16 protein-coding genes are annotated in these 15,908 nt (G+C 37.9%); all 16 read right to left on the bottom strand.

The genetic code is table 11. From position 1 onward, the window contains the following. Nucleotides 1-40 precede the first annotated feature (40 nt). The 16 genes from ACLHDF_RS13995 to ACLHDF_RS13920 all read right to left on the bottom strand — a co-directional run bounded on the left by ACLHDF_RS13995 (nucleotide 41) and on the right by ACLHDF_RS13920 (nucleotide 15,729). Nucleotides 41-1,039 (bottom strand): inorganic phosphate transporter, encoded by a 999-nt coding sequence (locus tag ACLHDF_RS13995; RefSeq protein ID WP_116742491.1) that lies wholly within the window; start codon nucleotides 1,037-1,039, stop codon nucleotides 41-43. A 15-nt stretch (nucleotides 1,040-1,054) separates the two neighbouring features. Then, nucleotides 1,055-1,687, bottom strand: coding sequence for a DUF47 domain-containing protein (locus tag ACLHDF_RS13990; protein ID WP_223260325.1), 633 nt, complete (start codon nucleotides 1,685-1,687; stop codon nucleotides 1,055-1,057). Nucleotides 1,688-2,129: 442 nt separating this feature from the next. Then, a complete protein-coding gene (locus tag ACLHDF_RS13985) occupies nucleotides 2,130-4,148 on the bottom strand; it encodes a penicillin-binding transpeptidase domain-containing protein (RefSeq protein WP_413919352.1) in 2,019 nt (672 codons plus the stop codon). Nucleotides 4,149-4,659: 511 nt separating this feature from the next. Further along, nucleotides 4,660-5,784: an FMNH2-dependent alkanesulfonate monooxygenase gene (gene ssuD, locus ACLHDF_RS13980; RefSeq protein WP_413919351.1), complete on the bottom strand. Its 1,125-nt coding sequence runs from the start codon at nucleotides 5,782-5,784 to the stop codon at nucleotides 4,660-4,662. Continuing rightward, nucleotides 5,781-6,335, bottom strand: a complete 555-nt coding sequence (ssuE, locus tag ACLHDF_RS13975; RefSeq protein WP_413919350.1) for an NADPH-dependent FMN reductase — start codon at nucleotides 6,333-6,335, stop codon at nucleotides 5,781-5,783. The genes ssuD and ssuE overlap by 4 nt, the downstream gene beginning before the upstream one ends. A gap of 69 nt (nucleotides 6,336-6,404) precedes the next feature. After that, nucleotides 6,405-7,259 (bottom strand): ABC transporter permease, encoded by an 855-nt coding sequence (locus ACLHDF_RS13970; protein WP_413919349.1) that lies wholly within the window; start codon nucleotides 7,257-7,259, stop codon nucleotides 6,405-6,407. Between the two features lie 10 nt (nucleotides 7,260-7,269). Continuing rightward, nucleotides 7,270-8,256: an aliphatic sulfonate ABC transporter substrate-binding protein gene (locus ACLHDF_RS13965; RefSeq protein WP_413919348.1), complete on the bottom strand. Its 987-nt coding sequence runs from the start codon at nucleotides 8,254-8,256 to the stop codon at nucleotides 7,270-7,272. A gap of 34 nt (nucleotides 8,257-8,290) precedes the next feature. Continuing rightward, nucleotides 8,291-9,034, bottom strand: coding sequence for an ABC transporter ATP-binding protein (locus tag ACLHDF_RS13960; RefSeq protein WP_413919347.1), 744 nt, complete (start codon nucleotides 9,032-9,034; stop codon nucleotides 8,291-8,293). A 188-nt stretch (nucleotides 9,035-9,222) separates the two neighbouring features. Further along, complete coding sequence (locus ACLHDF_RS13955) at nucleotides 9,223-10,437, bottom strand: cation:proton antiporter (protein WP_413919346.1); 1,215 nt, start codon at nucleotides 10,435-10,437, stop codon at nucleotides 9,223-9,225. Then, the gene (locus tag ACLHDF_RS13950; RefSeq protein WP_013085158.1) at nucleotides 10,438-10,938 is read right to left on the bottom strand and encodes a cation:proton antiporter regulatory subunit; all 501 of its coding nucleotides are present in this window, start codon (nucleotides 10,936-10,938) and stop codon (nucleotides 10,438-10,440) included. A gap of 148 nt (nucleotides 10,939-11,086) precedes the next feature. After that, nucleotides 11,087-11,413 carry a hypothetical protein gene (locus tag ACLHDF_RS13945; RefSeq protein ID WP_413919345.1) on the bottom strand — a complete coding sequence of 109 codons (327 nt, stop codon included), beginning with the start codon at nucleotides 11,411-11,413 and terminating at the stop codon, nucleotides 11,087-11,089. A gap of 202 nt (nucleotides 11,414-11,615) precedes the next feature. After that, entirely contained in the window at nucleotides 11,616-11,840 is a 225-nt protein-coding gene (gene gerE / locus ACLHDF_RS13940) for a spore germination transcription factor GerE (protein WP_013059396.1), read from the bottom strand. A 173-nt stretch (nucleotides 11,841-12,013) separates the two neighbouring features. After that, nucleotides 12,014-12,463, bottom strand: coding sequence for an acyl-CoA thioesterase (locus ACLHDF_RS13935; RefSeq protein ID WP_413919344.1), 450 nt, complete (start codon nucleotides 12,461-12,463; stop codon nucleotides 12,014-12,016). A 63-nt stretch (nucleotides 12,464-12,526) separates the two neighbouring features. Further along, a complete protein-coding gene (gene sdhB, locus ACLHDF_RS13930; protein ID WP_013059398.1) occupies nucleotides 12,527-13,300 on the bottom strand; it encodes a succinate dehydrogenase iron-sulfur subunit in 774 nt (257 codons plus the stop codon). A gap of 3 nt (nucleotides 13,301-13,303) precedes the next feature. After that, nucleotides 13,304-15,091: a succinate dehydrogenase flavoprotein subunit gene (sdhA, locus tag ACLHDF_RS13925; protein WP_413919343.1), complete on the bottom strand. Its 1,788-nt coding sequence runs from the start codon at nucleotides 15,089-15,091 to the stop codon at nucleotides 13,304-13,306. 29 nt (nucleotides 15,092-15,120) lie between these two features. Further along, entirely contained in the window at nucleotides 15,121-15,729 is a 609-nt protein-coding gene (locus ACLHDF_RS13920; protein ID WP_057245013.1) for a succinate dehydrogenase cytochrome b558 subunit, read from the bottom strand. Nucleotides 15,730-15,908: the final 179 nt, after the last annotated feature.

The raw sequence follows: 15,908 nt of genomic DNA, 5'->3' as shown, positions 1-15,908 counted from the left end.
AACAAAAAAAGGAGCTTCTTTAAAAGAAGCTCCCTATTTATTAAAAGAATACATTTAAAATCATATAGATAAGTGCAGCTAATGAAGCTGAAATCGGCAATGTGATAACCCATGTAATCACCATACGCTGTGCAGTTCCCCATTTTACACCTTTCACTCGGTGAGCAGAACCTACACCTAAAATAGAAGATGAAATAACATGAGTAGTACTAACAGGTAAATGAATAAATGTTGCTCCAAAAATAATTGCAGCACCTGTTAAGTCCGCAGCTACTCCATTAACAGGACGAATTTTCATAATTTTACCGCCGACGGTTTTAATGATTTTCCATCCACCAATTGACGTACCAAGCCCCATTGCAACCGCACAAGCCAGCTGTACCCACCACTGAATCTCCGTACCGCTTTGCATATTGTTCGCAATAAGCGCTAGCGTAATGATCCCCATTGCTTTTTGCGCATCATTCGTACCGTGCGTGTACGATTGTAGGGCTGCAGTTAAGATCTGAACGCGTCGAAAACGCTTATTCGTTTTCGTTAAGTTATGATTTTTAAACGTTAGTTTGATAATTGTATAGACAATATAACCTACTACAAAGGCTAGAACCGGTGAAATTAGAAGTGCTTCAATAATTTTAATGAAACCTTTATAATTTAAAGCACCAAATCCAGCTGCTGCAATAGCTGCTCCTGCAATCGATCCAATAATTGCATGAGAAGAACTACTCGGAATACCGAAATACCACGTGATTAAGTTCCACGCAATAGCAGAGATTAACGCAGCTAAAATAACGACAGAACCATTTTGAAGCGTATAAGGGTCAACGATATCCTTTGTAATCGTTTTGGCTACGCCCGTAAACGTCATAGCACCGACAAAGTTCATAGTTGCGGCTAAAAGAATTGCATGTCTCGGTTTTAAAGCTTTGGTTGAAACAGAAGTCGCAATTGCATTAGCTGTATCATGAAATCCGTTGATAAAGTCAAATGCAAGTGCACCAACTACAATTAGAATGGTTAATATTAGCATCGAATCCATTATAATATAGCCCCGTTACGCATTCTTCATAATAACTGATTCTAAGTTGTTCGCAACCGTTTGACAGTAATCCGCAATTTCTTCTAGCGTTTCATAAATTTCTTTATATTGAATAACTTTAATTGGATCTTTACATGTTGCAAATAATTGTTTTAGCGCACGACGATATAATGTATCACAATGTGACTCATACTCTTTAATTTTAATTGCATGCTCACTAATTTGAAGAAGCTTTTTCTCAGACAACAAATTAATAGTAATTAAAATCTCTTCAGCACAACCTTGAATATTTTTAACAAATTCAGCTACATATTCATCAAATTTCGTAATTGAATGAATTTCCATTAAAGCAGCAAAGCTGTCGATGCCATCAAGTACATCATCCATGCTCATCGCTAGCTGTAAAATATCTTCACGCTCAATTGGAGTAATAAATGCTTTGTTCAACTCAGTAATCACTGTATGCACGTATTTATCGCCTTTTGATTCATACGCTTTTAAAACGTTGGCAAATTCCTTTAGGTCAGATACATTTTGAAGTTCAAAGCTGCCTAAAAACTCCGCTGAGTCCTTAATATTTTGGGCAATGTCCATTAACATTTCAGAAAACTTATCTTTTTTTCTTTTGATCACGTTGCAATCCTCCATCCAATTTATCGAAACTTTACCACTCGTTTTTTCTCTCTATCTTTTTATATGTGTTCTAGTTTCTTTTTTCCTTTAAAGTAATGGATAAAACTTAGCTGTTCATTACTATAACGAGAGAAACCACCTCTCTTGTGTATCAAAAAATTCTAAAAAAACAAACGTTTACCAGAGCAAAAGTTCCAAAAAGTGGTTCTTTCACTTATAGGTTATGCGATTCATTTTTTTACGCCAAGTCAAAAATTACTCCTATTATTGTTAATTGTCAATAACTTTTCAAACACATTTTTTTAGGCCTCTTTACAATACATTAACAATAATACGTTAATTTCCTTTAAAATAAGGGTTTTCAGAGTTTGTATAAAAATGGGATTTACAAAAACTTAACATTACTCCTCTTGTGTAAATAATAAAAGCCAGCTCTTTTAGAACTGGCTTTTATTATTTACTTATTGTATTGCTGAAATACATTTTTTACTTTTGGTACGACGTAATGACTTCCGCCTTTATCTTCTACTCCTTCAACCATCATTGAAACGAGTAGGTTTTTCTGTTTTGTGTCCACAGCTACAAACCAGCCGTTTTCCTGACCTTTTTCACCTTGACTTTTCTTTAACTCTGCCGTTCCAGTTTTCCCAGCCAGTGTTAATCCACCTATCTTTGCGGCATGACCCGTACCGTTTTTATCTTCAATGACATCCACTAAATCATTTTGAATTAATTGCGCTGTTGATTTAGATATCACTTGTTTTTTCCATACTCCACTCTGGTCACCGTTCATAAGAATAGGCTTTACTATGTTTCCATCGTTTACAATCGATGTATACATCAAGGCTAGGTGGAGAGGGTTTACTTGCAGTTTCCCTTGTCCATAGCCAGAGTTTGCTAATACTCCTTCATCTTTAATATCTTGATCGCCTGCAATTTTAGACGTTTCAAAAGGATAATTAACAGGCATTTTTTGATTGAATCCAAATTGTTTTAATCCACTGTTAAATTTGTCTAAACCTAGCTTCAATGCAGTCTGCGCAAAATAAATATTGTCAGATGTAACATAAGCATCACGTAAATTAACATTCGGCTTGCTGCCCACTCGTGTTACGTAGAAATTCCCCCAGCTTTTATCCTTCTGCCATTTCTTTCCGCTAATTGGTATACTTTCGTTAGGATTTAGCACGCCTTCATCAACAGCTAAAGCTCCTGTGACTAACTTAAATGTAGATCCCGGAGAATACGTTTTAGTAAAGCGATTCAATAAAGGCTTATTGGGATTCGTCGAAAGGGCTTGATACGCATTAGCATCGATTCCAAAAGAAAAAGAATTTGGATCAAAAGCCGGCGTGCTTACAAGACCTAATATTTCTCCCGTTTTAGGCTGAAGAGCAGTAGCTACTCCTTTTTCGTCTTTTAACTGTTCATACAGGGATTTTTGAACATCCATATCTACTGTAACTTGGATGCTTTCCCCGTCTTTCGGATTTAATTTCGCAATTTCGCTTTTTTTATTACCACCTTTATCTACAGTGTAAATTGTGACACCGTGTCGAGCACGTAGCTTATCTTCATATAAAGATTCTAAGCCAACCATTCCAGCCTTAGACTGAGCATTATACCCTTCATCTTTATGCTCTTTTAAATATTCCGCCGTAACAGGTGCAACGTATCCAACTAAATGAGCACAAGCTTCTTCACAAGGATATACACGCGCATTTATCTTTTTCTGCTGAATGCCTTCTATATTTTTCAAAGAATTCTCTAAATTAGAGGCATCCTTTTGACTAACTGTTTTAATAGGAACAAATTGATTCTCTTTTACCCAAGAAGCGCTCAGTGCTTGATTAATACTTTTTTCTGAAAGAGCAAGGGTCTTACTTAATTGTTGTATAGCTTGCTCTCCGCCTTTAGAAAACTGCTGGGGAACAACTCCCACTTGAATCGCTTCTCCGTTTTGAGCTAAGTATTTTCCTGAACGATCCATAATTTCTCCACGCACAGCGGACTGAGTAGCTACTCTTACTTGCTCTCCTTGCTTAAGTCCTTTAAAAATCATATTAGGCTTCCAATTAATATACCAATTTTCTGCATTCCCTTGTTTTTCTTGAACTACAGCAGCATTTTCTTTAAATGAAATTTCACCCGCTACAGAATTCATGTTCACTTCAAAAGGTAAAACAGTTTTATCGTCTTTTATTTCTAAGTCTTCTACTTTGTGTGCCTTCACTTTAAGCTTGTCCGCTTCAATTGCATCATAGATATTTTTATATCGATTTACAAATTCTTTTTCTGAAATCGTCTTTTTAGCATCTTTAGACAAGTATCCATACATACCTTTAAAATCTTCTTTATTCCACATGGCTACATATTTAGCAAATCGATCCTGTGCTTTCTGTTGATCATTTGAGCAACCGGCAGTTATTAATAAGAGAATTGCCATAGTAAAAAATAGCCACCCAATTCGTCTCATGGTGATTTTCCCCCTTTTTTCAATACCATTTCTATCATATAGAATTTTACATAAACTTTCCATCACAAAGTTATATACAGGAATTAATTGGTATTACAACCCACTAATTTTACATATCGACAAAAAAATCAATAGGTAAATGAGAAAAAAATTGAACATTTTGTGAATATTTTGTGTCTTTTTTGGAAAGTATTTGATATAATAATTGTAAGAAGAAAAAGAATAGGAGGCGACTAAAATGAGAAGATTCTTACAGTTTTACTTTATGTTTAGTTCTCTGTTCTGTTTTGGAAGCGTTTTCGTCCTGCTTATGTCTCAAGAATATTATTTCGCACCGTTATTCCTCACACTGGGATGTTTAAATATTTTTCTCTTTAAGGTATATATTCAGGAAAGTCGAAAAGATAAACAAGCTGCACCTGAAAAACCAAAACCAACAATTTAACGAACTCGTCTCTCCGTTGAGATGAATGTGAAAGAAGAACCGGTGAATTTTTCACCGGTTCTTCTTTTACGACGTTGAAGCTTTTGGAAACCTATCGTTTGCAATAATCTCGCCGATGCTTTCACTCTTTCCTTCACTGTCATCAATATTCAAAAGGGGGAACAATAACTCCCCTACGTGATAAGCTTCTTCTAGATGCGGATAGCCTGATAAAATGAAAAATTCAATTCCTAAAGCTTCATATTCTTTTATTCGTTTCGCTATATTTTCAGCACTGCCTACTAAAGCAGTTCCTGCACCTCCACGAACGAGCCCTACACCTGCCCATAGATTAGGACTAATTGTAAGTTCCTCCCTAGTTCCTCTATGAAGGCTCGCCATTCGCTGCTGTCCCACTGAATCATACCTAGAAAAAGTGCGCTGTGCGGCTTGAATAGTGTCGTCGTCCAAATGCTGAATTAATCGATCGGCTGCTTGCCAAGCCTCTTCTTCTGTTTCTCGCACAATAATATGCAAACGAATCCCAAACTTAACAGTTCTGCCTTCTGCTTCTGCTTGCTTTCTCACAGCGGTTATTTTTTCTCTTACTTGTTCAGGAGGCTCGCCCCACGTTAAATATACGTCTGAATGTTTCGCTGCCACTTTTTGTCCTGCGGGTGAAGATCCTCCAAAATAAATAGGTGGAGAAGGTTTTTGAACAGGCGGATACAACAGCTGACTGTTCTCTACACAAATGTGTTTTCCTTCATAATTAACCGTATCTCCAGCCAATAATCCTTTCCACACATCTAAAAATTCATCCGCAGCTTCATAACGTTCATCATGTGATAAGAAAAGGCCGTCTCCAGCTAATTCTGCTGGGTCTCCTCCTGCTACTACGTTGACCAATAAACGGCCGTTTGAAATTCGATCAAGAGTGGAAGTCATGCGCGCTGCCACGGAAGGAGCCATAATGCCAGGGCGTACAGCTACTAAAAATTTTAAGCGCTCTGTCTCAGGTATAAGTGAAGCAGCCAATAGCCATGGATCTTCGCATGATTTCCCCGTTGGAATCAGCACTCCTTCAAACCCTAACCGGTCAGCTGCTTGAGCAACTTGCCGGAAATATGAATAGTCTGCTGAACGACCTCCTCGATTTGTCCCTAAATATCTTCCATCTCCATGGGAAGGAATAAACCATAATATTTTCATGATTCAACACCCCTTTTCGTTTGTTCTAAATGATACCCCAGCTCTTTTAATGAACGTTTAACTCTCACTTCCGCTTCTTCCGCAATAAACTCAATTTCATTTTCTTTGGTATAGGCCACTTCTGAATCAATAATATAAACTCCATGGATAAGAGCAGTAGCTCCTAAAACGGATAAAGTCGGCTTAAATACATAGTCGAGCGCTAATAGATGAGCAATGGTTCCTCCTGTAGCTATTGGAAGCACCGTTTTATGGTTCAAACCTTTTTCAGGTATTAAATCTAAAAATGTTTTTAAGATTCCTGTGTAGCTAGCTTTATAGATTGGACTGATAATAATAACGGCATCAGCATCTGCCACTTTCTTTTGAGCTTCTTGAATCGCTGGGCTAGAAAAGTTAGCATATACTAAGTCTTCAGCGGGCAGATCGCGGACATGCACGGTTTTTACTTCATATTTCTCATCTTGTAGATATGCTGCAATATACTCGCTTAAAGCAGTTGACCTTGATTGTTTTGAAGGACTTCCTGTGATAATTGTAACCTGGCTCATCAACATCTCTCCTTTTAACTTATAAAACTGATAGATTTACAAGGATTAATACGTATATAAATCCTTATTTTATTTGTCACCTGCGTAGCTGTCTCTCCATTTGAGAAGACGCTTTTCTAATATTCGGACGAAAGAATCTGTTAATTTTCCTACAACAGCAAAAATGATAATTCCAACAAAAACTACGTCCGTTTGAGAAAACTGTCTAGCATCCATAATCATATATCCTACACCTTCACTTGCTCCCATTAATTCAGCAACTACCAGTCCGAGCCAGGCAATACCTAAAGACAATCGGACACCAAGTAAAATATTAGGAAGCGCAGCTGGCAAAATGAGCTTTGTTATTTGTTTCCATTTACTGAATTGAAGAACACGAGCAACGTCAAATAATTTTGAATCAACACCACGAATGCCCAGATACGTATTTACATATATCGGAAAAAAGGCACCATTTGCAATTAACAATACTTTTGAAATTTCCCCAAAACCAAACCATAGGATAAACAAAGGAGCCAATGCAAGATGGGGAACAGTTCTAAGCATTTGAATAGAAGGATCCATATACTGCTCCGTTTTCTTTGAAAAACCGACAATGACACCAAATAGCAACCCTAGACCTGCTCCAATGCCAAAACCTATAGCAGCACGCAAAATACTAATTTGAAGGTTAGCTCCAAGTTCCCCTGATACAATTAGCTGTTTGAAAGAAAGTACAATATCAACAGGTGTAGGAAGAACTGTTTTGGATACATAGCCTGCAGAACCAATAATTTGCCACGCAACGATAAGCAGAATCGGCACGACAAGAGAACGAAGGAAAATTCCCTTCTTATTTTTCGCTTCTTCTTTTCTTTTTTTCACTTTTTGCAAGTGAGCTGCTGAAGACTGAACATGACCTGAAACCACAGATGTTTTACTCATTTTCATCACCTCATTTTTCTTTTAATGCTTTCTCAATAAATGAATTATCAACAACATCCCCAGTGTCAATTTTCTTTCTAATAACGCCTAAAGATTGTTGAAAATCAGCCGTACGCTGCTGTTCTGCAATAATTTCTTTAGAAGTTGGGCGATTGTAGGCAGGATTATTTTTTAATACTTGTCTTACTACATCTTTATCTAGATTTTTTTGCTTTGCTAAAATATCCGCGGATTCTTCAATATGTTCGTTTTGCCACTTGAGCGCTTTTTGATAAACTTGTAAAAACTTAACGACTAAATGTGGATGTTCTTTCGCAAACCCTTCTCTTACAATAGTAAAACCTGGTGAAGCAACCTTTAATGAATCCCCGTCTGCTAAAATATGCGCTTCATTTTTTAAGTTTTGCAGTGAGATAAACGGTTCCCAAATTGACCATGCATCAACTGATCCATTTTCAAATGCTGGCTGGGCTTCGTCTGGCTGAAGCTGAATAATCTTTACATCGCTTGGCTTCAAACCATTTTGGTCAAGAGCTCTGTACAATAAATTAAAACCACTGCTTCCTTTTGCAACCGCAATCTTTTTACCTTTTAAATCTTTTATGCTTTTAATCTTGCTGTTTTTTCCTACTAAAATAGCATTCCCTTTTAATCCGTCGCTGGAATTAGCAATTTCTAAAAATGGAATGTCTGCGCTTTGACCAGCAATAACCGGTGAATTTCCAACTTGACCGAAATCCAAGTGTCCAGATGCTAAACCTTCAAATTGCGGAGGGCCGCTTTGAAACTCTGTCCATTTGACATTTACACCTATTTTTTTAAATTCTTTTTCAAACCATTTTTGGTTTTGTGCCAGCATTAAAGGACCTAGGCTTTGTTGGATACCAATATTAATTGTAACGTTTTTTGGGTCTTCTCCGCTCGCTTTTTCTTTCGTTCCGCACCCAGCCAATGCGAGAACAAGTACAATAGCTGCGGTTAAAAGTAGCTTCTTCATCAGTTCTTGTCTCCTTCTCTGTCTTATTGAACCTTTAATGTTCTCCTGCTTCTTCAAATTCTTTTAATACTTGCTGCCTTAGCTGTTGGAAAGGTAATTCTGTCTTTTTTCGCGGATGACTAATTTCTACTGGAACGACCCGGCTAATTTCTCCTGGTCTAGCACTCATAATCACAATTTTAGTCCCCAAGTAAATTGATTCATCTAAATCATGTGTAACAAAAATCATGGTTGTTTTTTCTTTTTTCCATATATCTAGCAGCACAGCTTGCAAATGAGTGCGAGTGAAAGCATCTAACGCACCAAACGGTTCATCTAACAATAAAACCTCTGGATTTCTTAAAAGAGCACGCGCTATAGCAACTCGTTGAGACATCCCTCCAGATAGTTCTCGAGGATAAGCTTTTTCAAATCCTTTTAGCCTGACAATATCAATTAGCTCATCTACGCGACGCCGAACGTTCGAATCTTTCAGCGATAAGTCAGCAGCTATATTTTGCTCAACGTTAAGCCACGGGAACAAGCGGTGTTCTTGAAAGATCATTCCTTGCTTAATACTAGGGCCAGCTATGTGCTTCCCATTAATTTCAATGCGCCCTTCATAATCCATATCAAGTCCTGCGATCATTTTAAGCAGTGTACTTTTCCCGCATCCGCTCGGACCAATAACGGTTATAAATTCACCTTTATTAATAGTAAGATTTACATTTCGCAATGCTTGAGTTACTTGTTCCCCTTTTTGAAATGAGCGGTTAACAGATTGAATCATGACACTCACAGCAATTCCTCCTTTGGTAATTTTTAAATCAGAAGCTATTTCACCTAAAAAACACAAAAGCTCCTACCTGAAAAAGGTAGGAGCTTTCGGTTGACCGATCAGCCCGTTGCTATATTTAACTGATTTGTTATTGGATTATTTTGAATTTTATCATATTAATCCGATTTGTCAACTTTGTTTTGTGTATTTTATCCTTCTGATTCTCGAGGATTTGGCTTTTTCCATTTAAATATTCGATTTAAAAATCCGTATATATGCTTAGACTCCTTCGTTAACAAAGGACCAATAATAGCTAAAATCAATACATAAAGCGCAGCGAATGGCTGAAGAATGGCAGATAATCCTCCTTCAATTCCAATGTTAGCCATAATGATAGAAAACTCGCCTCGTGACATGATTGTTAGCCCAATGTTGGTAGAAGCCTTGTGTGACAGCCCGCTTTTTCTTCCTGAAATCATACCAGCTGTAAAGTTACCAATGATCGTAAGCGCAACTGCTCCAAGCGCAAGCCAGCCTGCATCCCATAACGTGAGAGGATCAATACTTAATCCAAAACTGAAGAAAAAGATGGCTCCAAAGAAATCACGAAACGGTACGACAAGATGTTCAATACGATCGCGATGCTCTGTTTCAGAAAATACAAGTCCAAGCAATAATGCGCCAATTGCTTCTGCCACGTGGATCGTTTCTGAGAAGCCTGCCACAAAAAACAACACCGCAAAAACTACAATAATAAAGATTTCATTTGATGAAATATTTAAAAGTTTATTTAATAGCGGCGTGGCTTTTCGAGCAATGATAAAGAATAGCATCATATAGCCAAACGCAATCAAAATAGATGTTAAAGACCCAGCAAGCGATCCGTGATCTCCAAGCACCAACCCTGAAACGACAGAAAGATAAACGGCTAAGAAAATATCTTCAAACATGATAATCCCTAATATTAGTTCCGTTTCTGGATTCGCTGTTCGTTTTAAATCCACCAATACTTTTGCGACAATTGCACTGGAAGAAATCGTAATAATTCCAGCGATTATAAGCACTTCAAGAAGAGGATTTCCTGTCAGGTATCCATACAATAATCCTAAAGTGAAGTTAATTAAAATATAAATAGACCCTCCTACGGCGATGGACCTACCTGATTTAATTAACTTTCCAACTGAAAATTCTAATCCTAAATAAAACAGTAAAAAGAGAACTCCAATTCTTCCCATAAATTCAATAATCTCTTGGCTTTCAATAAACTTTAAACTGAATGAGCCAAATTCAGGAGCATGAGGACCAACCGCCATGCCTAGCAGAATGAGGAATGGAATAATTGTGAATTTAAATTTATGTGCTAGTATAGCCGCTAAAGCGACTAGTAACAAAGCTGTCCCAACTTCAAATACTAAATGATTCAATTATGAACTACCTCCTTGTGAAAGCAATTCTTTAATGAGCGTTTTTAAATTTCCTCTTTCTCCAGAGATGACAAGCGTGTCTCCTTCTTCAATTAACGTATCTGGTCCTGGAGTTGATAATTTTTTTTGCGTATTTTTAATGACGGCAATGATGGTGACGTCATAGTTACTGCGAACGTCAATTTCACCAATTGTTTTGCTGTGAGCTTTCGCCTGTTTTTCAACTTTGTACCATTCAATAACTAAGTCATTGAATGCCACTTCAATAGTTTCCATTGCTTTGGGCTTGTAAATCATGCCGCCTAAAATTGCAGCTAGCTGTCTTGATTCCGTATCTGTTAACGTAATATCAAAAATGCTTTCTTCTAAATCTTTTTGATCGAAGTGGTAGATTTCACGTCGTCCATCATCATGAATGATAACGACTACACGGTTTCCTCCGCTTGTCTCAATTTCAAATTTACGTCCGATTCCTGGTAATTCCGTTTCTTTAATCATCATTGAAAGATCACTCCTATAAAGTTTTTAAGAAGAATTTTAAAATTTTATCGCATTATTTGTATAGAAAATTTGCATAACAAATAAGCCTAAGAATAGTTGGTAATTTTAGGTTTGAAGAAAAGGCTGTTGAAATTTCAACCTTTTTTATTTAATTGAGGTAACTTGATTGAAAGATTTTCGGATAAAAAAGTGTTTTCTTGAGGATAAAATACGCAATTTGATGCGTCGGAATGATGAGTTTGGCACTCGCCCATACTAAAGCAAAAGTTAAGATCACACTTTGTATGAGGGATCCTATTTGTTTAACGCTGTGCTTGGCTCCTGGAGACATGTGCACGATATCCGTGTAATGCTGCACCGAACTTTTTGTGACTTTTACTTTTTCAAAGTCATTATCAATAAATTTATCTGGCAAACTCGCAAAAGGCAAACAGAATATCATACACAACAATACGCTCACCCATACGTTTTTCATCATCTCACCTCTCTTTCTTTTGAACTAATATCTCCTTACTTAAAAGTATACGTACTCTGAATTTTAATTTCAAGCAATAAGTTTTTTTTATAAAGATTTACCTTTTTTATAACATTTCCTTAACGAAACTCTTTCTAGATACATATGCGACACTTTAAAAATAAACAAAAAGCTGGCTTTCTAAAAAGAAAGCCAGCTCATGTTATAGTTCAAGTTCTCCCATTCGAAGGAGTTCTACGACTGCTTGAGAACGCCCCTTGACTCCAAGCTTTTGCATCGCATTAGAAATATGATTTCGAACTGTTTTTTCGCTAATGAATAGTTCACTCGCGATTTCTTTTGTTGTTTTGTCCTGTACTAAAAGCTCGAATACTTCTCGTTCACGCTTTGTAAGTAGCGGTTTAGGTTGAAACTCTTTTTCTTTCAATGTAACCCTCCTTGCCTGATCCTGAGTTGAACTATCGGATGGGTGTAAATTTAGTCAACATATCTTATGTGCGGTATGCCTACGCGGTTACTAGTTTTAGAAAAAATATGAAAAAAAACTCTTTTTTACCTTTTAAAAAGAAAAAAGCCTGAAGGAAGAGCCTTCAAGCCATTTTATATATTTGATAAACTCTTTTTCATCTCTTCATTCCAAGGCACACTTTTTCCTGTTTCCTTAGAAATTTGCACCATTGTCCCTCTCCCTGTGAGTACAACCTCTCTTTGCTCATTTTGAATCATGTAGTGTAAATCAACCGAAGAACGTCCAATTCTATGAGCTTTTACAAAAACAGATAGGATATCGCCGAAATATACTTGTTTTACATAATCGCACTGCAAATCAGCCACTACTGGTATCGTTCCCTCGTGCCCACTTGTCCACTTTTGCATAAAGCCAATATACTGAAAGAATTCAGTGCGTATTTGTTCAAAATAAACAAAAGGAACCGTATTGTTTAAATGCCCAAACATATCTGTTTCAGAAAATCTCACCTTGATTTTCTGCTTAAACGAAAATGACTCTTTCCAGTGATCCATGTCCTCAATATACGAAATATTATTCATCTATATTTCCTCCGTTCGTCATAGGCAAAATAAAACCTCTCCATAGGGAGAGGTTTTGAGTGATTATACTTGATCGCTACCAAAGAAGCTTCTAAATGCTTGAATTGTTGTATCGCGGTTCAAGGCTGCGATTGAAGTAGTTAATGGAATTCCTTTTGGACATGATTGAACGCAGTTTTGAGAGTTCCCACAGTTCGCTAGTCCTCCATCACCCATAATAGTCTCTAAGCGTTCTCCTTTATTTAACGCACCCGTTGGATGGGCATTAAACAAGCGAACTTGAGAAAGCGGTGCTGGACCGATAAAGTTTGACTTGTCGTTTACGTTTGGACAAGCTTCTAAACAAACGCCGCATGTCATGCACTTGGATAACTCATACGCCCACTGACGTTTCTTTTCTGGCATACGGGGTCCTGGACCTAAATCGTACGTGCCATCAATCGGAACCCATGCTTTTACTTTTTTTAGTGAATCAAACATACGGCTGCGATCTACCTGCAAGTCACGAACAACAGGGAATGTTTTCATTGGCTGCAAGCGAATCGGCTGTTCTAGTTTATCAACAAGAGCTGTACATGACTGACGAGGTTTACCATTGATAACCATTGAACAGGCTCCGCATACTTCCTCTAAACAGTTCATTTCCCAGTTTATCGGAGCAACCTCTTTACCTGAAGCATCAACAGGGTTACGTCTAATTTCCATCAGTGCTGAAATAACGTTCATATTCGGACGATACGGAATTTCAAACTCCTGATTGTAAGGAGCAGATTCAGCTGAATCTTGACGTGTAATAATGAAGCGCACTGTCTTTTGGACTGTTTGTTGTTCACTCATTGATTAACGAACCCCCTCTTGTTGTTTTTTTGGCTTTTCATCTTTTTTCTTAGTGTAATCACGCTTACGCGGTTTGATTAACGATACGTCTACCTCTTCATAATGGAAAGAAGGAGCCGTTTTCTTATCAACGAAAGCTGCCATTGTTGTTTTTAAGAATTCTTCATCGTTACGATCTGGGAAATCTGGCTTATAATGAGCACCGCGACTCTCATTACGGTTGTAAGCTCCCAGCGTTACAACACGTGAAAGCTGAAGCATGTTTTGTAGCTGACGAGTAAATGTTGCCGCTTGATTACTCCATTTGGCCGTGTCATTAATGTTAATACGATCATAACGTTCAATTAACTCTTGAATCTTTTCATCTGTTTTTAATAGTTTGTCATTATATCGTACGACTGTCACGTTGTCAGTCATCCATTCCCCTAGCTCTTTATGAAGAACGTATGCATTTTCTGTACCTTGAAGATTCATGATATTGTTCCATTTCTCTTCTTCTTCTTTTACATGACGATCATATACGCTTGAAGAAATAGCATCTGCGCTCTTTTCTAAACCATTGATGTATTCAACAGCTTTAGGACCTGCGACCATACCACCATAAATAGCTGATAATAATGAGTTTGCTCCTAAGCGGTTCGCTCCGTGCTGTGAATAATCACACTCGCCAGCTGCAAATAATCCAGGGATATTTGTCATTTGGTCGTAATCCACCCATAAACCGCCCATTGAATAGTGCACGGCTGGGAAAATTTTCATTGGTACCTTGCGTGGATCATCACCCATGAATTTCTCATAGATTTCAATGATCCCTCCAAGCTTGATGTCTAGCTCTTTTGGATCTTTATGTGAAAGATCAAGATAAACCATGTTCTCTCCATTAATTCCTAACTTCTGCGCTACACAGACGTCGAAAATTTCACGCGTTGCAATATCACGAGGTACCAAGTTACCATATGCCGGATATTTTTCCTCTAAGAAATACCAAGGCTTACCATCTTTATATGTCCAAACGCGTCCGCCTTCTCCACGAGCAGATTCACTCATAAGTCGAAGCTTGTCATCTCCGGGAATAGCAGTTGGGTGAATTTGAATAAATTCTCCGTTTGAATAGTATGCACCTTGCTGATAGACGATAGATGCCGCTGAACCTGTATTAATGACGGAGTTCGTTGATTTTCCAAAAACAATCCCAGGTCCACCTGTAGCCATAATAACTGCATCAGCTGGGAACGTTTTAATTTCCATTGATTTTAAATTCTGTGCAGAAATCCCACGACAGTTGCGCTCGTCATCAAGAACAGCACCTAAGAATTCCCATCCTTCGTACTTTGTCACAAGTCCGGCAACTTCATAGCGACGAACCTGCTCATCTAATGCGTATAATAATTGTTGACCCGTTGTTGCTCCAGCAAAAGCTGTACGGTGATGCTGCGTACCGCCAAATCGTCTGAAGTCTAACAAACCCTCAGGAGTACGGTTAAACATAACACCCATGCGGTCAAGTAAATGAATAATACCAGGAGCTGCCTCACACATTGCCTTTACAGGTGGCTGGTTGGCTAAAAAGTCTCCGCCATACACTGTGTCATCAAAGTGTTCCCATGGTGAATCTCCTTCACCTTTTGTATTTACGGCTCCGTTAATTCCACCTTGCGCGCAAACTGAGTGAGATCTTTTTACCGGAACTAGTGAAAATAAATCTACTTGCTTGCCAGACTCAGCAATTTTTATTGTTGCCATCAAGCCAGCTAAACCGCCACCGACTACGATGATTTTTCCGTTACTCATCGGAACCCCACTCCTTCAAAACCTTAATTTTATGCAAATGCGAATAATGTACGAACACCTACGAATGTAAGTGCTAAGAAGATTGCTAATGTCACATAAGTTGAAATTCTTTGAGAACGTGGTGTTACAGTTAACCCCCAGCTAACTCCAAATGACCATAGACCATTTGCAAAGTGGAAGATTGTAGATACAACACCAACTATGTAGAATGCAAGCATTGCCGGGTTGCTTAAAATTTGTTCCATCATTTGAAAATCTACTTCTTTTCCAAGCGCAGCTTGTATTCTGGTTTCCCATACGTGCCATGTGATGAAGATAAGTGTGATTACACCTGAAACACGCTGAAGGATAAACATCCAGTTACGGAAAAATCCATAGTTGTTAACGTTTGTTTTAGCAGTGAATGCGATGTAAAGACCGTATATTGCGTGAAAAACGATTGGTAAGAAAATAATGAAAATTTCTAGAGCATAGCGGAAAGGTAAGCTCTCCATGAAGTGAGCTGCTTGATTAAATGATTCTTCTCCCTTTGTCGCGAAATGATTCACAACTAAATGCTGTGTTAAGAAAATCCCGATTGGTATTACTCCAAGTAATGAATGGATTCTCCGATATTGAAACTCTCTGTTTGCCGCCATCTGCGTAGACCCCCCTTAGTTAAATGAACATAGTTTGTGAAGAACTTTCTTACTCCCACTAGACAAATAGATTAATCGTTAATACAGGAAATGAAAACCTTTGCATTTCCTAATAAAGTATGTGACAGGTTAATTTTACTCCCATCGATTAAGAGCGTCAAGGCAAGATGTTTAAATCT

Source organism: Priestia megaterium, from assembly GCF_046599315.1.
Taxonomy (GTDB): domain Bacteria; phylum Bacillota; class Bacilli; order Bacillales; family Bacillaceae_H; genus Priestia; species Priestia megaterium_F.
Note: the sequence above shows the minus strand (reverse complement) of the source record. Positions and strands in the feature narration are given on the sequence as shown.